Raw genomic sequence first — 20,104 nt, forward strand, 5'->3', positions numbered from 1 at the left:
CCCTCGGCGGGTTCCGCTGCGGGGACTGATCCTCAATGCGGTGTGATGTGCGCCATATTCGAGTAAGGATGGCGCGAGGCTGCGGTCGCGGCCCGCGGCTCTGACGGACTCCTGAAGGGCGCCTGACCGGAATCTGACCGACCGTCGTTCGAGCCTCTAGCAACGAGCCGGTTTCAGTTGGTAGTGAATTCCTATCGTTCGCGGCATGCCCCCGCTTCACCCGCTGCTCCGGCTCCCCGTGCTGGCCGTCCTGTCCTCGGTGTTGACCGTGGCCTCGATGGGCCCCCTCCAGCGCGTCGACCTGGCGCTGCACGGGGCGAACGGCACGACGCAGGAGCTGCGGCAGGTCGAGCTGCTGCAGCTGCTGGACAGCATCGCCGGTCAGGACGTCGTGCTGCCGGTGCTGGGTCTGGTGGCGCTCTGGGCCGCGGTGGTCGGCCGCTCGCTGCAGCCGCTGCTGCTGGCGACCTGGGCCACCTTCCTGTTCTACGCCGGGGTGGGCGGCCTGAAGGTGCTGCTGGCCCGCTCCTCGCCCACCCTGGGCGACCCCAGCTTCTTCTCCGGTGGACTGCTGACCGACGGCTGGTACGGCATCAGCTACCCGTCGGGCCACACCTCGGCCGCCGTGCTGCTCTACGGCACCGCCGTCCTGCTGGTGCAGCGCGCCGTCGGCCTGCCGCGCTGGGCCGGGTCGATACTGGTGGCCACCTGGGCCGGGCTGGTGGTGATGGTGACCGCGGTCGCCCAGCTGCTGGGTTACCACTGGGTCTGCGACCTGGCCGGCGGCATCGTCGTCGGCGGGGTGCTGCTGCACCTGGTGCTGCGCATGGAGAGGTGGACCCACGAGGTGGCCCCGCGGATGGCGCGCACGGCGCCCACCGCGCCGGCCGCCGGTCGGCCCGCTCTCAGCTCGGCAGCTCGCCGAAGGCCAACGGCTCCCTGGTCACCAGGTAGGTCGCCCAGTTCAGCTTGCGCACGCTGCCGTCCTCACGGCGGGTGATGCGCAGCAGCTCGCCCCGCTCACGACCGGAGACGGTGCGGTAGAGGTCCGGCTCCACCGGCTCGAAGACGGCCGGCGGCAGGTCCGGATCGGCCGCGCCCATCCGGGCCTCCAATCGCCCGCGGCGCACGGAGAACACGACGTGGCTGCCCTCGGTGTACCAGTGCCCCAGCACCCCGACCAGTTCCTCGGGCACCGCCTCGCCCGGCGTCCACGGCTGCTCCGGGGCCGGCTCGGCCTCCTCGACGGCCTCGGCCAGGTCCACGGCGAAGGCGGTCGGGTCCGGCGAGTTGCTGTTGTTCATGAAGACCAGTCCGCCGGTGCCGGACTCGCGGTGGGTGAAGACGCCGCTGATGTGCCCGGGCATGCCGCCGGTGTGGCCCACCCAGATGCGTCCGCCGCGGCGCGCCAGGAAGAAGCCCAGCCCCATCGCGCGGGTCCAGTCGCGGGTGTCGACGACGGCCTGCGGCTGGGTCATCTCCTCCAGCGTGTCCGGCGAGAGCACCGCCTCGTCCGGGGAGGCGACGAAGGCCGACCACCGCGCCATGTCCGCCGGCGTGGAGGCCAGGCCGCCGCACGGGGCGATGCCGCGGAAGTCCGGGACCGGCTCGGGCACCGGGACGTCGCTGAAGGGCGGCACGAAGTAGCCCTGCACGTGCGCCCCGGAGAAGCCGACCGTGGTGCGGCGCAGCTCCAGCGGGTCCAGCAGTCGTGCCTGCAGCGCCTCCGCCCACGAGCGGCCGTCCAGGTGCGCGACCACCTCGCCCAGCAGGCAGTACATGAGGTTGGAGTAGTGCCAGCGCGTGTGCGGGCGGCCCACCCGCTCGGCGTGGGCGTACTCGCTCACCACCGCCGTGCTGTCGGGGAAGGTGAAGGTCTCCCACACGTCCCCGTGCGGCTCGCGCTGCATGCCGGACACGTGGGCCAGCGCCGAGCGGATGGTGACCGCGTGCTCCGGGGTGGGGGAGGCCCCGGGCAGGTGGTCGCCCAGGTGGTCGTCCAGCGACAGCCGGCCCTCGTCGCGGGCCTGCATCACCATGACGGCGGTGAAGGTCTTGGTGTTCGAGGCCACCAGGAACTGGTCGTCGGCCGTGGCCGCGCGGTCCCGCCCCTCCCCGGCGCCGGTGGTGCCGACGCCCTCGCCCCACAGCAGGCGTCCCTCGCGCTGCACGCCCGCGAAGAGGGCCGGGACGCGTCCCTCACGCTGTCGCTGCAGGGCCAGCCGGTGAAGCTCGCGGGCGGTCTCCGGGCGCACCCCGGGCGTCTCGTCGGGGGTGGGGTCGGGCGCTGCGTGGTGGGACATGGGCCGACCGTAGCCCTCCGCCCCGGGGCGGGTTCGGAACAACCACCGACCGCGCACGGTTGACGACTGCGACCGACGCACCGGCGCGTCCGACCGGTGCCCGCTGACACATCCGAGGAGGCCCTCATGGCCACCGTTGAGCTGACCGCTGAGAACTTCGAGCAGACCATCAAGGACAACCCGATGGTGGTCGTGGACTTCTGGGCCACCTGGTGCGGTCCGTGCACCCAGTTCGCCCCCGTCTACGAGGAGGCGTCCGAGAAGCACGACGACATCGTGTTCGGCAAGGTCGACATCGACGCGCAGCCGCAGCTGGCCGGGGCGCTGGGCATCCAGTCGGTGCCCACCACGATGGCCTTCCGCGAGCAGATCGGCGTCTTCGCGCAGCCCGGTGCCATCCCGGCCAACGCGCTGGACGAGGTGCTGCAGGCCGTGAAGGGCCTGGACATGGACGCCGTGCGCGCCCAGGTGGCCCAGGAGCAGGCCGCCGCCCAGCAGGGTGACGGCGAGCCGGGCCAGGGCGCCCCGCAGGGTCAGCCGGCGCCGTCGGCCAACCCGGCCGACCAGGGCACCCGCGCCGCCGGCGGTTCCGACCCGGCCAACCCCTTCGGCTGAGCACCGCACCGAGCGCACCCGGTCCGCGAGGCCGCCGTCCCCGAGGGGCGGCGGCCTCACGGCATCCCGGGTCGGCTCGCGACGTCCCGGGTCAGCCCCACCCGTGGCGGCCTGCCCGCGGCGTGTGCGCGGGCCGCACAGGATCTAGGCTGACCGAGTGCTCACCCGATCCGAACTCGCGACCGCCCTGGCCCTCCCCATCGAGGAGGTGCCGGCCGAGTTCCCCGGCACTCCGGGCATCACCTCGGTCACGCACGACTCACGCGCGGTGGAGCCGGGCGCGGCGTTCGTGGCGGTCTCCGGGTTCAAGACCGACGGGCTGCGCTTCGCCGCCGGGGCGCTCGCCGCCGGCGCCTCCCTGGTGGTGGCCGAGCGCGCCTGGCCGACCCAGGACGACCGCGAGGCCGACCGCCGCATCGCCGAGCTCGAGGCCGAGGGGCCGCTGCCGGTGACCGTCGTACCCGACGCGCGCGCCGCCCTCGGGCACCTGGCCGCGGCGGTGGAGGGCAACCCCAGCCGCTCGATGCGGGTGCACGGCATCACGGGCACCAACGGCAAGACCACCACCAGCTACGTCCTCTACAACCTGCTCGCCGGGGTGCTGGGTGCGCAGAAGGTCGGGCTGTCCACGACGGTCGAGGTCATCGTCGACGGCGTGGGGCGCCCGGCAACGCGCACGACGCCCGAGGCGCCCGTGGTGCAGGCCAACCTGCGCCGCATGGCGGACGCCGGCGCGACCGAGGCGGTCGTGGAGACCTCCAGCCACGGCCTCGAGCTGCATCGCGTGACCGGGGTGGAGTACGACACCGCGCTCTTCACCAACCTGACGCGCGACCACCTGGACATCCACGGCGACATGGAGACCTACTTCCGGGTGAAGCGGCGGCTCTTCGAGCGCACCACCGGGCCGCGGCTGGCGAACGTCGACGACGCCTACGGGCGCCGACTGGTGGAGGAGTTCGAGGGGGCGCTGGGCTTCGGCACCTCCCAGGACGCCGCCTACCGCATCCTGGAGCCCACCGAGCTGACCGCCGACGGCATGCGCTTCACCCTGCGCACCCCGGGCCACGGGGAGCTGCAGCTGGAGCCGCCGCTGGTGGGCGACTACAACGCGCTCAACGTTGCCGGTGCGGTGGCCGTGGCGCTGGAGTGCGGGCACGACCCGCTGGCCGTCGTCGAGGCCGTGAAGGGCCTGGGACAGGTGCCCGGGCGGTTCCAGCGCATCCCCGAGGCCGCGGACCACGGGTTCACCGCGGTGGTCGACTACGCCCACACCGAGGTGGGGCTGGAGATGGTGCTGGGCGTGGCGCGGAAGATCGCGGACCTGGCCGGCGGGCGGCTCATCTGCGTGTACGGCGCGGCCGGGGAGCGCGACGCCGCCAAGCGGCCGCTGATGGGTGAGGTCGTCTCGCGGATCGCGGACGTCGGCATCATCACCACCGACGACCCGTACGGCGAGGACCCGGCACCCATCGCCGACGAGGTGATGGCCGGGGCGGACCCGGAGGACACCCACATCACGCTCGACCGGCGGACCGCGCTGCTCGAGGCCGTGGCGATGGCGCGGGAGAACGACGTGGTGATCGCGTGCGGCAAGGGCGATGAGCCGTTCCAGCACCTGCCCGAGGGCGACGTGGACCACCACGACCCCACGAGCATCCGCGAGGGGCTGGCCCTGCGCTGAGGTGCACGACGACGAGGGGTCCATCAAGGGTCACCTCGACAGTCGAGGTGACCCTTGATGGACCCCTCGCGGCTACGGGCACCCGAGACCGCGATCCATGGCGCTCTCGGGTGCACAACCCCGTGGCTGTCCGCCATTCGTCGCGTTCTCGACAGGCGAGAGCGCCATGGGTTGCGGACGGCGCGACGGCGTGGGCCCTGCCCTGCTTGGCGCCGCCGCCCCGGGCTCAGCCCTGCTGGTCCAGCTGCTCGCCGTCCAGCACGGCCTTCACGTCGGTCTCGGGCACCTCGGCGATGCTGGGGTGGCGCCAGGCGGCGTCGTTGGTGCGGTCGATGAGCACGGCCCGCACACCCTCGGCGAAGTCGCCGCTGAGCACCATGCCGGTGGCCATCTTCAGGTCGCGCTCGAGCACGCCGGCCAGGGTGTCGCCGGCGGCCAGACGCAGCCCGGCCAGGGTCACGGCCACCGACAGCGGCGACCGCGTGCCCAGCAGCTCCGCGGCCTTCTGCGCGCCCTCGGCGGAGTGGCCCTTCAGCCGCTCCACGATGGCGCCGGGCGCGTCGCCCTCGTAGCACTCGGCGGTCCACTCGGTGGCCCCGGCCAGCGGCGCCTCGGTCGCCCCGGACGCCTCGCGCGCGGCGGCCACCAGGTCGTCGGCGGACTCGCCCCCGGCCAGCCGGTCCACCACGGCCTCGGGGTCCAGCAGCTCGGTCGGCGCCACGGCATCGGCCAGGCCCAGCAGCACCGCGTCGGCGCCGTTGAAGCGGTCACCGGTCAGCGCCACGTGTGTGCCCAGCTCGTGCGGCGCGCGGGCCAGCAGGTGCAGCGCGCCCACGTCCGGGAACAGCCCGATGCCGGTCTCCGGCATGGCCACCTTCGCGTCCGCGGCCACCAGGCGGTGGCTGCCGTGGGCGCTGATGCCGATGCCACCACCCATCACCGCGCCGTGCATGAGCGGCACGTAGGGGATCGGGTAGTCGGCGATCAACTGGTTGAGCGTGTACTCGGTCGACCAGAACTCGTTTGCCGGGCCCAGGTCGCCGGACGTGGCGGACTCGCGCAGCACCTTGATGTCACCACCCGCGCAGAAGCCCTTGGACCCCTCACCGGAGACCACCACGGCCTTCGGGCGGTCGTCGCCCTCGGCGTCGCGCCAGGCGCGCAGCTGGTCGAGCATCGCAGCGCACATGTCGGTGGTCAGCGCGTTCAGGGCCTTGGCGCGGTTCAGGTGGATGCGGGCGATGCCGTCCCGCATGCCGAACAGCACCTCGTCGGTCTGCGGGGCGGGGGTGAGCTCGGTGGTCATGGCTTCTCCTTCGTGGTGCGGCGCGACGGGTGGCGCTCATGCAGTGCATGACCGCCGGGGTGGACCCGGACGCGACGCGTCGCTCGGTGTCGGGGGCGGGTCGTGCTACCGCCGGGGCAGCGTTCCTGTCCAGCGTTCCACACGTCACAAGGGCGTCCGGCCCCGGGCGGGCGCCCCCCCGGGGCCGGACGCCTTCGTCGCCTCCGGCGTCCGGCGGGGTTGGCACCCGGCGGGCTCGGGGACGGGCCATCCCGCCGGCGAGTCGACCGGTACCCGGTCAGACCTCCCGCGGCGGGGTGAGCACGGACGCCGTGGCCGTCACCACCGAGTAGTCCAGGAAGCCCAGGTGCGCCTCGAAGCGGTCCAGGACGTCGTCGATGACCTGCTGGTGCGTGGCGCCGTACAGGTCGTACCCCTCGGAGCCCGTGTGGGTGAACACCTCAAGCCGGTGGTAGTGCTGCGGCCCCTGGCCCATGCGTGCGCCCACCACGGGGACGCTCGCGACGACGGGCCTCACCTCGTAGCGGAACGCGCGGTGGTCACCCATCTCCACCTCGATGCGGGTGGACGGGATGCTGGCCTCGTCGGCCCGGGCGTCCTCGTCGGCCCGGGTGTTCTGGTCGGCCGGGCCGCCCTCGCCGGTCTCCACCGGAGCGACGGTGCTCAGGCGTGCCGTGTACCCCTGCTCGGAGAACTCGCGGGTGACGTCGGCCAGCGCCGGCTGGACGGTCTCGCTGACGTAGCGCGCCACGGCCTCGCTGGAGGGGTAGGAGCGCAGGTTGGCCAGCCGCTGGCGCCAGCTGCGCTCGGGGGTGCGACCGCCGCTGGCCGCCACGTGGGGCTGGCGCAGCGCGCGCCCCTCGCGGTCGGCGCGCTCCATGCGCAGGGCCTTGGTGAACGAGGCGATCACCAGGTAGGCCACCACCGTCACGGGCAGGGCGAAGATCAGCGTCGCGTACTCCATCGTCGTCACACCGCCGGCCACCAGCATCGCGATGGTGAGCACGGCCGTCAGGAGCGCCCAGAAGATGCGCAGCCACTTGGCGCCGTCCTCGGCGGGGTCGGGGATGGTCGAGGAGAAGGTCGACATCACCATCGCGCCGGAGTTGGCGGAGGTCAGGTAGAAGAGCAGACCCGACAGGGTGGCCAGGCCGATGAGGAAGGTCGCGCCGGGGAAGGTCTCCAGCAGCGCGTACCAGCCCTGCTCCGGGCTGGCCTGCGCCAGCTCGGCGAACTCGCTGTCGCCCTGCACCATCACCCGGTGGAGGGCGGAGTTGCCGAAGATGGTGACGATGAACAGGTCGCACAGCACCGGCGCGGTGATGGCGGCCAGGGCGAACTCGCGCAGCGTGCGGCCGCGGGAGATGCGCGCCAGGAAGAGCCCGACGAACGGCCCCCAGGCCAGCCAGAAGGCCCAGAAGAAGAGCGTCCAGGAGCCCATCCACTCGGCGCCGTCGGGGTGGTAGCCCATCGTCTGCATCGTGCGCTCGGGGAGTGTGGTGACGAAGCGGCCGATGTTCTGCACCATCCCGTTGAGCAGGAAGGCGGTCTGGCCGAACACGAGGATGTACAGCAACATCGCCGCGGCCGACCAGAGGTTCAGCTCGGAGATCAGCCGGATGCCCTTGTCCACGCCGGAGGTGCACGCGGCCGCGGTGAGCACGACGGCCACCACGATGAGGGCGATCTGCAGTCCCAGGCCGTCCGGGATGCCGAACAGCGTCGAGAAGCCGACCGACAGCAGCACCACGCCGATGCCCATTTACGTGGCCACGCCGAACACGGTGCCCAGCAGGGCGTACATGGACCAGCCGGCCACGCCGTAGTGGAACATCGTCCACACCACGGACTCCTCGGCGGCCGCGAGCGACTCCGGCTCGGCGCTGATGGGGTGCACGTACTGCGTGATCGGGCCGGTCACCGAGTAGAAGAGCATGGACAGCCACGTGAAGAACGAGTACTCGGGGCGGGAGTGGTCCGGACCCAGCCGGACGCGGCCTTCGTTGGAGAGGGCCACCCAGATGACGAACCCGATGCCCACCGCGACGGTCAGCACGTAGAACCAGCCGAGGTTCCGCGCGATCCACAGCACCACGGAGTGCACGACCTCGCGGGCGGTGTCCGGCAGCACCATGGCCCACGCTGAGAAGGCGCTGATGGCCACGGCAGCGGACAGGAAGACGACCCAGTTGACGCGGGGCCCCGTGTCACGGCTGATGACCTCCGGACCCTGCGATATCTCGGCCGCCGAGGAAGGAGCACGGTTCTCCTCGCGGCGGCGGTCGCGCTCGGTGGAGCGGGAGGTCCCGCCCAACCGCTCACGGTCGATGTGCTGTTCCTGGTTGCTGCCGGGCTGCGGCAGGTCTGGCCTGTTCTCGGGCACGCATCACTCCCTGGGGCGTTGTCTGTCGTGGCGCCGCTCCGTCGGCCATTGCATGGCCGTGAGTTGCCGCTCCGCAGGCTCTTCTCCACCCGGGCGTAGAATCGGCGGCACGTGTTCCGGGGTCGGTGCAAGTCCGAACCGGCGGTGACAGTCCGCGACCCGCCTGCATCCAGCAGGTGGCTGACTCGGTGGAATTCCGAGGCCGACGGTGAGAGTCCGGAAGGGAGGAGCACGTGCGTCGTCGCTGTGCGATGGCGTGAGCGGCAGCGTCCGCTGTCGAGCGACCGTGGTGGTCGGCTCGTCGGCATCGGTGCCGCGTCCTCCGGGCCACAGGCCCGTTTCCCCGGTTCACCCGGGCAGTCCGACCGGACCGCCCGCCGCGTGACCGCAGTGAGGAACGAGCCGTGAACCCCGCCGGGACCACCCCCGATGCCGCCTCGTGGGAGGCGCCGATGCGCCGTGCCCTGGAGCTGGCCGCACGGGGACCGGCCGTGGACCCGAATCCCCGCGTCGGCTGCGTGCTCCTCGATGCCGAGGGCCGCACCCTGGGGGAGGGCTGGCACCGTGGCGCCGGCACCCCTCACGCCGAGGTGGCCGCGCTGACCGATGCGCGTGTCCGGGCCGCTGAGGCCGGCGCCACCGACCCTTCGGGCGCCATTGCCCCCCTCAACGACGCCACCGCCGTGGTCACTCTGGAGCCGTGCAACCACACCGGCCGCACCGGCCCCTGCGCGCAGACCCTGCTGGACGCCGGGGTGGCACGCGTCGTCATCGCCCAGCCTGACCCGACCCCGCTGGCCGCCGGTGGCTCCGAGCGACTGCGCGCCGCGGGCGTCGAGGTGCTCACGGGCGTCTTGGCCGAGGAGGCGACCGCGCTGAACCCGTGGTTCACGCGGTCGGCGAGTCTGGGGCGTCCCGTGGTCACGCTCAAGCTCGCCGCCACCCTGGACGGCCGCGTGGCCGCTGCCGACGGCACCAGCCAGTGGATCACCGGCTCCGAGGCGCGCCTCGACGTCCACCGCCAGCGCGCGCAGGCCGGGGCGGTCGTGGTCGGCACGGGCACCGCGCTCGCGGACGACCCACAGCTCACCGTCCGGCTGCCGGAGGGGGATGCGCTCCGCCAGCCGCTGCGCGTGGTCGTCGGTACGCGGGAGCTGCCACCCACCGCCCGGGTGCTCGACGACGCCGCCGAGACCCTCGTCCTGGCCACCCACGACCCCGCCGAGGTGCTCGCCGCGCTCGCCGACCGCGGCGTCCACCACGTCTGGCTGGAGGGCGGCCCCACCCTCGCGGCGGTCTTCCTGCGCGCCGGGCTCGTCGACCTTCTCGTCACCTACCTGGCCCCGGCGTTGCTGGGTGCCGGGCCGTCGCTGGTGGGTGATCTCGGCATCGGCACCATCGACGACGCCTCGCGCTGGCGGCTCGAGGACGTGACCCGCCTGGGTGAGGACGTCCGCCTGACGCTGGCGCCCGGCCCGACCGCGCCCGGACCGGCCCCCACCGACCCCACCACCGAAGGAGACGCCTGATGTTCACCGGCATCATCGAGGAGCTCGGCCGCATCGAGGCGATCGAGCCCGCGGGTGACGACATCCGACTGCGGGTGTCCGGCCCCCTGGTCACGAGCGACGCGGGCCACGGTGACTCGATCGCGGTCAACGGGGTCTGCCTGACCGTCACCGACCTGGGGGGCGAGGGCGGACGGACCGGTGGGGACACCCCCGCCGGCGCCCCCACCTGGTTCACCGCCGACGTCATGCCCGAGACGCTGACGCACAGCTCCCTCGGCGCGCTGGAGGTCGGCAGCCCGGTCAACCTGGAGCGCGCGGTGCGCGTGGACGGCCGGCTGGGTGGCCACGTGGTGCAGGGGCACGTCGACGGCGTCGGGCAGGTCCTTCAGCGCACCCCCGGTGACCGCTGGGAGGTGGTTCGCGTGGGCATCCCCGCCGAGCTCGCGCGGTACGTGGTGCACAAGGGCTCGGTGACGCTGAACGGCGTCTCGCTGACGGTGAGCGGCCTCTCCGAGGGGGCCGACGCGGCCCCTGCCGACGCCGGCGGCACCTGGCTGGAGGTCAGCCTCATCCCCGAGACGCTCGAGCGCACCACGCTCGGCGACTCCCCGGTGGGCGCGTCGGTGAACGTCGAGGTGGACGTGCTGGCCAAGTACGTGGAGAAGATGCTGGGAGGCACCCGATGAACCCGCAGACCGAGTCCTCGCGGCCCGAGCCGACTGCGGACGACCCCCTGGCCCCGCAGCTCGCCACCGCGCTGGAGGCCCTGCGAGCCGGTCGCCCGGTGCTGGTGCTCGACGACGAGGATCGCGAGAACGAGGGCGACGTCGTCCTGGCCGCCCAGACCCTCACCCCGGAGTGGATGGCGTGGACCATCCGCCACTCCTCGGGCTACGTGTGCGCCCCGATGACCGCCGCCCGCGCCGACGCGCTGGACCTGCCGCTCATGGTGCGCGACAACGCCGACCCGCTGCGCACCGCCTACACGGTGACCGTCGACGCGGCACAGGGCGTGACCACCGGCATCAGCGCCGCCGACCGCACCCACACCCTGCACACCCTGGCCGATGCGGGGAGCCTCGCCACCGACCTCATCCGCCCCGGGCACGTGGTCCCCCTGCGTGCCCGCGACGGCGGGGTGCTCGAGCGCGCCGGGCACACCGAGGCCGCCGTGGACCTGTGCCGGCTCGCGGGGCTGGAGCCGGTGGGCGTGATCGCCGAGCTGGTGCACGACGACGGCTCGATGATGCGGGCGCCCGCCGTGCAGGAGCTCGGCGCGGCACACGACCTGCCGGTGCTCACCATCGAGGCGCTGCGGCGGTGGCGCGCGGTCCACGACCGGCTCGATGCGGTGGCCGTCGCCCAGCTGCCCACCGCCCACGGTCCGTTCACCGTGCACGCCCTGACCGACCGGCTCACCGGGGTGGAACACCTGGCGTTGGCCGCGCCCGGGGCGCCGGGCAGCAGCACGGCCGAGGGTCCGCGGGCCCACCCCACCGCCTCCCCGGTGCCCGTCCGGCTGCACAGCGAGTGCCTCACCGGTGACGCGCTGGGCTCGCAGCGGTGCGACTGCGGCGCGCAGCTCGACGACGCGCTCGTGGACGCCCGGGCGCGCTCCGGCATCGTGCTGTACCTGCGCGGCCACGAGGGGCGCGGCGTGGGGCTGGCGGCCAAGATCGCCGCCTACGCCCGGCAGGACGCGGGGGCCGACACGGTGGACGCCCAGCACGAGCTCGGTCTGCCGGTGGACACCCGCGACTTCGCCGTGGCCGCGGCGATGCTGGCCCACCTCGGCGTGGAGCGCGTGGAACTGACCACCAACAACCCCGACAAGATCGCCGCCCTGCGTTCCCTGGGGGTCGACGTCGTGGCGACGCGCCCCAGCATCGTGGGGATCACCCCGCACAACCTCGCCTACCTGCGCACCAAACGGGATCGGATGGGGCACACGCTGCCGGCGGACCTGGGTGTGACGTGACAGATCACACCCGCCATGGGTTGATGCGCGGCCCCGGACGCGCCACCGTGGAAAGGACCCCCCGCGGGTGCTGCCAGCGATGTCCTTCACACACCCACCAGACCCCTCCCGCACCGTCCCTCATCCTCAGGAGATCCCATGAGTGCCACCGGTTCCCCCTCTGATGCCATCGCCCTGCGCCTCGAGCGCGAGCTCGCCGCCGACCGCGCGGACGGGGCCCTGCCGCTGCGCGTCGCCGTCGTCGCCGCCTCCTGGCACGACGCCGTGATGGACGGTCTGCTCGCCGGGGCGGAGCGGGCACTGGGCCAGCTCGGCATCACCCCGCGGGTGGTGCGGGTGCCCGGTTCCTTCGAGCTGCCCGTGGCCGCTGCCCGCATCGCGCCGCACGTGGACGCCGTGGTGGCCCTGGGGGTCGTCGTCCGCGGTGGCACGCCGCACTTCGAGTACGTCTGCCACGCGGCCACCTCCGGGCTGACCGACGTCTCCGTGCGCACCGGCACCCCCATCGGGTTCGGTGTGCTGACCTGCGACGACGAGCAGCAGGCGCTGGACCGGGCGGGCCTCGAGGGCTCCACGGAGGACAAGGGTGCCGAGGCCGCGCTCGCGGCCGTGGACACGGCGGCCACCCTGCGCCGGGCCAAGGGAACCTGGCGGTCCGACGCCCGGTGAACCTCCTGGAACAGCTCTTCGCCGCCGAGCTCGCCATCGGCCCGTGGACCATCCTGTGGCGAGAGATCATCGGCAACCTGTTCGGCTTCGCCTCGGCACTGGGCGGCATGCGCCGCCGCGTGTGGGCCTGGCCCGCCGGCATCATCGGCAACGCCCTGCTGTTCACCGTCTTCGCGGGGGTGTGGTTCGCCAACCCGCAGGACACGACCCTGGCCGGTCAGGCCGCGCGGCAGGTCTTCTTCATCATCACCAGCGTCTACGGGTGGTGGATGTGGAGCCAGCAGCGCCGCACCCGCCGCGCCGCCGGGCAGACCGCCCCGTTCACGCCCCGCTGGGCCACCGCGGCGCAGCGCGTGCAGCTGGGACTCTTCGGGCTGGTCGGAATCGTGCTGTGCCAGTGGGTGTTCCGGCAGATCGGCGCGGGCTGGCCGGCGCCGGACTGGTACTACTGGGCCGACGCCTGGATCTTCGTGGGCTCCATCCTGGCCACCTACGCCATGGCCCGGCAGTGGGTGGAGTTCTGGTTGCTGTGGATCGCCGTCGACCTGGTGGGTGTGCCCTTGCTCTGGCACTCCGGGTTCATCCCCTCGGCCGTGCTGTACCTGGTGTACGGCGCGTTCGTGGCGTGGGGCTTCGTGGTGTGGATGCGGTTGGCCCGCCACGAGGACGCCCCCGGTGAGGAGGCCCTGCACGGCACCGAACCCCACACGGAGCCCGCGCCGTAGACTTCGGCCCCATGGGTAAGGCATCTCGTCGCAAGAACCGCGACGCCAAGGGACCGAAGCTGCTCGCTGCGCCGTTCGAGGCGCGGCCCTTTCAGGGGCTGCCGAACGAGCCCGAGTGGGTGGCCATGCGGGAGATCATCCCGGCGGCCACCGCATCGATCCGGGTGAAGGTGCCCACGGGCGACCTGCCCGAGGGTGCGCCCGCGCCGGCGTGGGCCGAGCTGGAGCCGGGCAGTGAGCACGAGGTCACGCTGGCCACGGTGCTGCCGCTGGCCTGGCCGGGCCTCCACCGCGGCGAGGGTGACGTGCTCACCGCGCTGCAGACCGGCTCGTCCACCGGCGACGCGAGCCGCGACATCGCCCAGGCGATCCTGACCTCGCTGGCCAACGAGCCCGGCCAGCCGACCGTCAGCCTGCCGCAGGCCATGGCACACACCCCGCGTCTGCAGGACATCCTCGTGAGCACCGAGATGACCGCGGAGCTGCACGAGACCTTCGGCTTCTGGGTCTCCGGCGACGGTGACGCGCTGGACGAGGCCGGGCAGCTCTCCATGGAGCGGGCGAACGAGGCGATCGTCCCCACCCAGCGCCTGGACTCCGTCCCCTCGGCGTTCTGGTGCCTGATGGGCGACCGCGCCTACGTCCGCTGGCTGCTGCCGCACGACGAGGACGCGGCCACCACCGCACTGGCGCGGCTGAAGGCCGCCGGGCAGCACACCCTCGGCGGGGAGTCCACGCTGCTGGGCGCGTTCCGCGGCGCGGGGCTGCTGGTGCCGGTGTTCGAGGTGGACCCGGCGACGGACCCGCAGGAGTGGAACGGCCCGCTGGGCGAGCTGGCCGGGCGGCTGGACGAGGCCCTGGGCAAGGACGAGCCGCTGACGCACGACGAGCGCCGCGCGCGGGAGGGCTTCTCGAGCCGTCAGGTCACCATCCGCTGACCGACCCCCAGCCCCCGGGCGGGTGCCCTGCGCCCCCCTCCCCGATTTGGTCCCCTGATGACTGAGGTTTGCCGGGATCCTCGGTGTGTCGCCCCGATGTGGGGGACGTCAGGGGACCAAATTGCGTGAGGGGTGTGCGCGTCGGGAGGGGGTGTGCGGGGTGCGAGGCGCGTGGGGCGCCTGTGAGCGGGTGGGTCAGGCGGTGAATTCGCAGAAGGACTCGTAGTGGTCGTCGGTCCAGTACCAGTGCTCGGGGTGGGTGTCGGGGGTGGTGGGGGTGGTGTCGCCGCCGGTGACGATGCGGCGGGCGCCGCGGTCGTCCTCGCCGGGGGTGGGGACGGTGTACTCGGCGTAGTAGTCGTCTGACTCGTCGGGGAGGAGTCCTTCGCGGTTGCCGAAGGTGGAGCCGTCCTTGTCGGGGTACTGGAACTCCCCGCCCTCGCTGATCGTGTCGATCACGTCGTGCGCCTCCGGCGTCAGGACATCCGACGAGCACTCGGGGATCTCGTCGGCGGCCGGCTGCGTCGCGGCGCTGGTCGGGGCCGCCAGGCCGAGGCCGCTGAGCGGGAGGAGGGCGGCGGCCAGCGTCGCGGTCAGGATCGTGCGCCGGGATCGCGGCGTGTCATGGGGCGGCTGGTGGGCGTCGGGGGCGATGTGGGGGCTCATGTCAGGTCGCTCCTGTCGAGTTGTGTCTGCCTGGTCCGACGGGCGACGGGACCGCCCGTGAGCAGCGCACGACGTGGCCGGGATCTGCCAAGGAGGGGCGCGCACACCGTGAGCACGATCACTGTACTGACGTGCGCGATCCGGCGGTACCCCCTGAGAAGACCTGGTGCTGCCCGGCCCGTCGCGCTGCTTCCCGCCCCTCCCCGATTTGGTCCCCTGATGACTGAGGTTTGCCGGGATCCTCGGTGTGTCGCCCCGATGTGGGGGACGTCAGGGGACCAAATTGCGTGAGGGGTGTGCGCGTCGGGAGGGGGTGTGCGGGGTGCGAGGCGCGTGGGGCGCCTGTGAGCGGGTGGGTCAGGCGGTGAATTCGCAGAAGGACTCGTAGTGGTCGTCGGTCCAGTACCAGTGCTCGGGGTGGGTGTCGGGGGTGGTGGGGGTGGTGTCGCCGCCGGTGACGATGCGGCGGGCGCCGCGGTCGTCCTCGCCGGGGGTGGGGACGGTGTACTCGGCGTAGTAGTCGTCTGACTCGTCGGGGAGGAGTCCTTCGCGGTTGCCGAAGGTGGAGCCGTCCTTGTCGGGGTACTGGAACTCCCCGCCCTCGCTGATCGTGTCGGCCACCTCGCGGGCCTCCTCGGACAGCTCCCCGTCGGCGCACTGCGGGATGCCGGACCCGCCGGCCCCGCTGGACGCCCCGTCGGAGACCCCGCCGGCACCCTCGCGCCCGCTCTGCTCCTCCTGACCCTGCCCCTGGCCGCCCTGACCCGTCCCGCCCTGGTCCTCGAGGCCGCTGAAGATGCCCCCGCCGCCCCACACGACGATGGCGGCCAGCGCGCACATGAAGAGCAGCCGCAGCACGAGCCGGACGCTCCCCAGCCGACCGCGACCCCGCCCCGAGCTCACACCCCCGGGCCCGATGCGGGGGCTCACGCGTCGTCCTCCTCGAGCTGCCGGGCGAGCTCGTCGCTGACCACCAGCACGGCCAGCCGCCGCCCCGCGTTCGCCGCCGCGTCGCCGAGCACCTCCAGCAGCGTGACCAGACCGTCGTCCTCCAGCCCCGTGCCGCGGGCCGGCGTCCACACCAGCAGGGTGCCGGCGGCGTCCTCGGCACGATCGGGCAGGTCGCGCACGATGTCCTGCAGCGCATCGAGGTTGGTGGCCGCCGGATGCGGCAGGTCCAGGTCGGTGGCCAGCCCGTCCTGCAGGGTGCGCACGTCCGAGCCGTCGGGGCTGGCGGCCAGCAGCACCGCCCACCCGAGCGTGCGGGCGTGCGCGGCGGACGGCTCGGCCTCGGTGGTGGGCACCACGGCCAGCGGCTCACCGGACTCGAGGAACTCGGCGATGGGGAAGCGGGGGGTCGTCATGCCCCCATGGTGCCTGCAGCGCCCGTGACCGCAGGCGAGGAGCGCCCTGCTCGCCCGGCGAGTGGAACGCCACACTCGCCCCGCGACCCGCCGAGCCACCGAGCGTCCGGGCCCCCTTGCGTATCCTGTCGGGGTGCCTGAGCCAGTCCAGAGTTCTCTGCTGATCGCCGCCACCGTGTGCGCGGTGTTGGCCCTCGCGGTCGGTGTGTGGCTGGCCCTGCAGGTCAGCTCCCTGCGCCGCCACCGCTTCGTGTCACCCCGCGTCCTCGCGGGTGACGAGGGGGACGGCCCGCAGCGCCGGTCGATGTCGAGCCGACAGGGCGGGGAGCGCCGCTACGCCGCGCCGGCCGTCCGCACGGGCGTCGACTCGACGACGATGAAGCGGGCGCTGGACCGCGCGAACGCCCGACAGGAGAAGTCCCTGTCCCGCATGCGGGCGGAGATCGAGGAGATGCAGGCGGAGATCCGCAAGGTCTCCTCCGGATTCAGCGAGGTGCGCAAGCAGGCCTCCACGGACACCCAGTCGATCCGCCAGGTGCACGGCGACGCGACGAAGAACCTGGACCGCATGGGCAGCACCGTCTCCGCGCTGGAGAAGAAGGTGGGCGCGGCGACCAGGGACATGGAGCAGCGGGTCGGTGCGGCGGTCTCCGACATGGACCAGCGCGTGGACGCGCGGATGTCCTCCTTCGAGAAGCAGATCGGCTCCGACCTCCGCGAGCTGGACGAGCGCGTCACCGCGAACGTCGGCGGTGTCGACGAGCGCCTGGTCTCGCGCACGGGTGCGCTGGACGACCGGCTGGCCGCGCTCTCCCGCGAGGTCGAGGAGCTGGAGTCCCGCCGGGCCGCCCTGGCCGACGAGGCCGCGGCCGACCGGAAGCGCCTGGACACGGTGGACCGTGGCCTGGGTGGCGTGGCCGGCCTGGTGGACGGCCTGCGCACCACCACCTCCGAGCACGACAGCCGCACCACGGCCCTGGACGAGCGCCTCGGCAACCTCGGCGGCTCGGTCGAGAAGCACGGCCAGCGCCTCGAGGAGCTCGAAGGTGGCGCGACGCAGCTCACCGAGCGCACCTCCGGCCTGGACCGGGCCCTGCAGCAGCTCACCACCCACCGCGACGAGCACGGCCAGCGGATCGAGCACCTGGAGGGTGGCGCGACGCAGCTGACCGAGCGCACCAGCGGCCTCGACCAGGCCCTGCGCACCGTCTCGGACCACACCGACAACATCAACGCCCGCCTGAAGCACCTGGAGCACGACAGCGAGTCCGCCCTCACCGAGGTGGCCCTGGTTCGCTACGACGCCTTCGGCGACATGGGTGGCCGCATGTCCTTCTCCGTGGCGCTGCTGGACAGCGTCGGCGACGGCCTGATCATCACCAGCCTGAACGGTCGCGCCCACTCGCAGACCTACGCCAAGTCGGTCACCGAGGGGCGGGGCACCACGCAGCTCACCGCCGAGGAGATGCAGGCCGTCGAGGCCGCCCGGGGCATGGACACGACGCAGACGCAGGCGCAGGAGACCACGCGCCCGCTGCGGCAGCGCCGCTGACTCAGCGGCCGAGCCAGCCCAGCCCGCTGCCGCCGCGGGTGCCCAGCCAGGAGGTGGCGCCCTCGTTGCGGACGCGCACGGTGAGGCAGGCCGGCAGCACCCGTCCGGCGATGCGCGTGACGTGCCCGATGCCGTCGCCGTCCAGCTGGGCGCGGGTGGGCTCGGACAGCCGGACGTCGACCTCGTCGCTCTGGAAGTAGCTCGCGTGGTCCCCGCCGAGGTGGCCGCGCGTCACCATCGCGGCGACGACCCCGGCCCAGCCCGTGATGCCCCGCGGGGAGACCACCAGCGTGTCCAGCCGCCCGTCGTCGATGCGGGCCTCGGGCAGCACGGCCACGCCGCCCTGCACCTTGCCGACGTTGCCGAACACGACGCTGCGCACCTTCAGCCCCACCGGGTCCTCGTCGTCGACGCGCAGCCGCACCGGGATGCGGTCCTCCCGGCTGAGCCGCAGCGCCGAGCGGAGGTAGGCCGGCCAGCCGATGCGCTTCTTCACCGCGTCGTCGGTGGCCTCCATGACGTCGGCGTCCATGCCCACCCCGGCCATCACCAGGAACACGTCCTCGTGGGCCTCCCCGTCGACGTCCCAGTAGCGCACCTGCCCCACGTCGATGCGGCGGTCGGTGCCGGTCAGGGCGATGCGGAGTGCCTGCGCGCGGGAGATGAAGGGCAGGTCGAGATTGCGCACCAGCAGGTTGCCGGTGCCGCCGGGCACCAGGCCCAGCGCGACGTCGGTGCCCACCAGCTGGCTGGCCACGGTCCGCACGGTGCCGTCGCCCCCGATCGGCACGACCAGGTCGCAGCCCTGCTCCAGCAGGTCGCGGGCCTGCCCGGCCCCCGGGTCGGTCTCCGTGGTCTCCCGCCAGAGCGGCTCGTCCCAGCCCAGGTGCTCGCAGATGTCGCGGACGTCCCGGTGCACCGCGTCGACGTCGGTGAACTTGATGGGGTTGATGACGAACCCGGCCCGACCACGGCGGTCGGGGGAGTCCGGGGTCGGCTCGGCGGCGATCGGGTTCACGGGGCCTCCTCGTCAGCCGGGGCCGTCACCTGCGGCTGACCACGGTACCCGGTGGGCATCTCGTACGCTGGACCGCGTGATCGACATCCGAGAGCTCCGTGAGAATCCCGACGCCGTCCGCGCCAGCCAGCGCGCCCGAGGTGAAGACGAGTCCGTCGTGGACCGCGTGCTCGAGGTCGAGGCGAGCTCCCGTGCCAAGAGGGCCGAGTTCGAGTCCCTGCGGGCCGAGCAGAAGGTGTTCGGCAAGCAGATCGCCCAGGCCCCGGCCGACCAGAAGGCCGAGCTGGCCGCCCGCGGCAAGGAGATGGCCGCGCAGGTGAAGGCCCTGGAGGCCGAGGCGAACGACCTGTCCGACGAGGCCGACCGGCTGCTCCGCAGCATCGGCAACATCGTCAAGCCGGAGGTTCCCGCCGGTGGCGAGGACAACTTCAACACCCTGCAGACGATCGGGGAGCCCCGCGACTTCGACGCCGAGGGCTTCGAGCCGCGCGACCACCTGGAGCTCGGCGAGCTGCTCGGCGCCATCGACATGGAGCGGGGCGCCAAGGTGTCCGGGGCGCGCTTCTACTTCCTGACGGGCATCGGCGCCCGGCTCGAGATCGCCATGATGAACATGGCCCTGGACACCGCGCTGAAGCACGGCTTCACGCCGATGATCACGCCCTCGCTGGTGAACCCGGACGTGATGGCCGGCGCCGGCTTCCTCGACAGCCACGCCGACGAGGTCTACCGGCTGGAGGCCGACGACCAGTACCTGGTGGGCACCTCCGAGGTCGCCCTGGCCGGCTACCATGCCGACGAGATCCTCGACCTCTCCGGCGGGGCGAAGCGCTACGCCGGCTGGTCGTCCTGCTACCGCCGCGAGGCCGGCAGCCACGGCAAGGACACCCGCGGCATCATCCGCGTGCACCAGTTCAACAAGCTGGAGATGTTCATCTACTGCACCGCCGAGGAGGCCGAGGCCGAGCACGAGCGGCTGCTGGCCATGGAGCAGGAGATGCTCGGGGCGATGGAGCTGCCCTACCGCGTCATCGACGTCGCGGCCGGCGACCTGGGCGGTCCCGCGGCCCGCAAGTTCGACTGCGAGGCCTGGGTGCCGACGCAGGGCACCTACCGCGAGCTCACCTCCACCTCGAACACCACGACCTTCCAGGCCCGCCGCCTGAAGGTGCGCGAGCGCATGACCGCGGCCGACGGCGGCAAGGGCGGCACCCGCACGGTGGCCACGCTGAACGGCACGCTGGCCACCACCCGCTGGCTCGTGGCGATCCTGGAGAACCACCAGCAGGCCGACGGCTCGGTGCGCGTGCCCGAGGCGCTGCGCCCCTACCTGGGTGGCCTCGAGGCCATCGAGCCGATCTCCCGATGACGGCGGGCGCGGGGAGCCTGGGC

General features: G+C 73.1%; 17 protein-coding genes, 1 pseudogene and 1 riboswitch. Of the genes and pseudogenes, 11 read left to right on the forward strand and 7 right to left on the reverse strand.

From position 1 onward, the window contains the following. Positions 1–205 precede the first annotated feature (205 nt). Positions 206–1,000: a phosphatase PAP2 family protein gene (locus ACY8FT_RS10545; RefSeq protein WP_462418849.1), complete on the forward strand. Its 795-nt coding sequence runs from the start codon at positions 206–208 to the stop codon at positions 998–1,000. On the opposite strand, the gene ACY8FT_RS10550 is transcribed toward ACY8FT_RS10545, so the two are convergent. Continuing rightward, the gene (locus ACY8FT_RS10550) at positions 906–2,303 is read right to left on the reverse strand and encodes a serine hydrolase domain-containing protein (protein ID WP_462418850.1); all 1,398 of its coding nucleotides are present in this window, start codon (positions 2,301–2,303) and stop codon (positions 906–908) included. The two genes, ACY8FT_RS10545 and ACY8FT_RS10550, sit on opposite strands and share 95 nt — an antisense overlap. Positions 2,304–2,429: 126 nt before the next feature. Between ACY8FT_RS10550 and ACY8FT_RS10555 the strand changes: the two genes are divergently transcribed. Together ACY8FT_RS10555 and ACY8FT_RS10560 are read left to right on the forward strand one after the other, a co-directional pair. After that, the gene (locus ACY8FT_RS10555; RefSeq protein ID WP_462418851.1) at positions 2,430–2,918 is read left to right on the forward strand and encodes a thioredoxin family protein; all 489 of its coding nucleotides are present in this window, start codon (positions 2,430–2,432) and stop codon (positions 2,916–2,918) included. Positions 2,919–3,075: 157 nt separating this feature from the next. Continuing rightward, positions 3,076–4,602 carry a UDP-N-acetylmuramoyl-L-alanyl-D-glutamate--2,6-diaminopimelate ligase gene (locus ACY8FT_RS10560; protein WP_462418852.1) on the forward strand — a complete coding sequence of 509 codons (1,527 nt, stop codon included), beginning with the start codon at positions 3,076–3,078 and terminating at the stop codon, positions 4,600–4,602. A 226-nt stretch (positions 4,603–4,828) separates the two neighbouring features. Here ACY8FT_RS10560 and ACY8FT_RS10565 read toward each other — a convergent pair whose 3' ends face one another. After that, on the reverse strand, positions 4,829–5,908 hold the full coding sequence (locus ACY8FT_RS10565) for an enoyl-CoA hydratase/isomerase family protein (protein WP_462418853.1): 1,080 nt from the start codon (positions 5,906–5,908) through the stop codon (positions 4,829–4,831). Between the two features lie 277 nt (positions 5,909–6,185). Further along, positions 6,186–8,291, reverse strand: a pseudogene (locus tag ACY8FT_RS10570) (BCCT family transporter). Between the two features lie 108 nt (positions 8,292–8,399). Beyond that, positions 8,400–8,527: riboswitch (FMN riboswitch) on the forward strand. Between the two features lie 216 nt (positions 8,528–8,743). Between ACY8FT_RS10570 and ribD the strand changes: the two are divergent. From ribD to ACY8FT_RS10600, 6 genes are all read left to right on the forward strand, one after another. After that, complete coding sequence (ribD, locus tag ACY8FT_RS10575; RefSeq protein ID WP_462419097.1) at positions 8,744–9,820, forward strand: bifunctional diaminohydroxyphosphoribosylaminopyrimidine deaminase/5-amino-6-(5-phosphoribosylamino)uracil reductase RibD; 1,077 nt, start codon at positions 8,744–8,746, stop codon at positions 9,818–9,820. Then, the gene (locus ACY8FT_RS10580; RefSeq protein WP_462418854.1) at positions 9,820–10,488 is read left to right on the forward strand and encodes a riboflavin synthase; all 669 of its coding nucleotides are present in this window, start codon (positions 9,820–9,822) and stop codon (positions 10,486–10,488) included. The genes ribD and ACY8FT_RS10580 overlap by 1 nt, the downstream gene beginning before the upstream one ends. After that, a complete protein-coding gene (gene ribB / locus ACY8FT_RS10585) occupies positions 10,485–11,780 on the forward strand; it encodes a 3,4-dihydroxy-2-butanone-4-phosphate synthase (RefSeq protein ID WP_462418855.1) in 1,296 nt (431 codons plus the stop codon). Before ACY8FT_RS10580 ends, ribB begins: the two co-directional genes overlap by 4 nt. Before the next feature lie 138 nt (positions 11,781–11,918). Continuing rightward, positions 11,919–12,449 (forward strand): 6,7-dimethyl-8-ribityllumazine synthase, encoded by a 531-nt coding sequence (ribH, locus tag ACY8FT_RS10590; RefSeq protein ID WP_462418856.1) that lies wholly within the window; start codon positions 11,919–11,921, stop codon positions 12,447–12,449. Further along, entirely contained in the window at positions 12,446–13,174 is a 729-nt protein-coding gene (locus ACY8FT_RS10595) for a nicotinamide mononucleotide transporter family protein (RefSeq protein ID WP_374928227.1), read from the forward strand. The genes ribH and ACY8FT_RS10595 overlap by 4 nt, the downstream gene beginning before the upstream one ends. 11 nt (positions 13,175–13,185) lie before the next feature. After that, on the forward strand, positions 13,186–14,112 hold the full coding sequence (locus ACY8FT_RS10600; RefSeq protein WP_462418857.1) for a DUF5926 family protein: 927 nt from the start codon (positions 13,186–13,188) through the stop codon (positions 14,110–14,112). A gap of 195 nt (positions 14,113–14,307) precedes the next feature. Here ACY8FT_RS10600 and ACY8FT_RS10605 read toward each other — a convergent pair whose 3' ends face one another. The 3 genes from ACY8FT_RS10605 to ACY8FT_RS10615 all read right to left on the reverse strand — a co-directional run bounded on the left by ACY8FT_RS10605 (position 14,308) and on the right by ACY8FT_RS10615 (position 16,142). Continuing rightward, positions 14,308–14,778 (reverse strand): guanyl-specific ribonuclease, encoded by a 471-nt coding sequence (locus tag ACY8FT_RS10605; RefSeq protein ID WP_462418858.1) that lies wholly within the window; start codon positions 14,776–14,778, stop codon positions 14,308–14,310. Between the two features lie 357 nt (positions 14,779–15,135). Next, on the reverse strand, positions 15,136–15,708 hold the full coding sequence (locus ACY8FT_RS10610; RefSeq protein ID WP_462418859.1) for a guanyl-specific ribonuclease: 573 nt from the start codon (positions 15,706–15,708) through the stop codon (positions 15,136–15,138). Then, on the reverse strand, positions 15,705–16,142 hold the full coding sequence (locus ACY8FT_RS10615) for a barstar family protein (RefSeq protein ID WP_462418860.1): 438 nt from the start codon (positions 16,140–16,142) through the stop codon (positions 15,705–15,707). The genes ACY8FT_RS10610 and ACY8FT_RS10615 overlap by 4 nt, the downstream gene beginning before the upstream one ends. A 133-nt stretch (positions 16,143–16,275) precedes the next feature. On the opposite strand from ACY8FT_RS10615, the gene ACY8FT_RS10620 reads away from it, so the two are divergent. Continuing rightward, positions 16,276–17,694 carry a DUF4446 family protein gene (locus tag ACY8FT_RS10620; RefSeq protein WP_462418861.1) on the forward strand — a complete coding sequence of 473 codons (1,419 nt, stop codon included), beginning with the start codon at positions 16,276–16,278 and terminating at the stop codon, positions 17,692–17,694. Between the two features lies 1 nt (position 17,695). On the opposite strand, the gene ACY8FT_RS10625 is transcribed toward ACY8FT_RS10620, so the two are convergent. After that, positions 17,696–18,712 carry a diacylglycerol/lipid kinase family protein gene (locus ACY8FT_RS10625; RefSeq protein WP_462418862.1) on the reverse strand — a complete coding sequence of 339 codons (1,017 nt, stop codon included), beginning with the start codon at positions 18,710–18,712 and terminating at the stop codon, positions 17,696–17,698. A gap of 76 nt (positions 18,713–18,788) precedes the next feature. Between ACY8FT_RS10625 and serS the strand changes: the two genes are divergently transcribed. Further along, a complete protein-coding gene (gene serS, locus ACY8FT_RS10630; RefSeq protein WP_462418863.1) occupies positions 18,789–20,081 on the forward strand; it encodes a serine--tRNA ligase in 1,293 nt (430 codons plus the stop codon). Positions 20,082–20,104 lie beyond the last annotated feature (23 nt).

Source organism: Kytococcus sp. Marseille-QA3725, assembly GCF_054950055.1.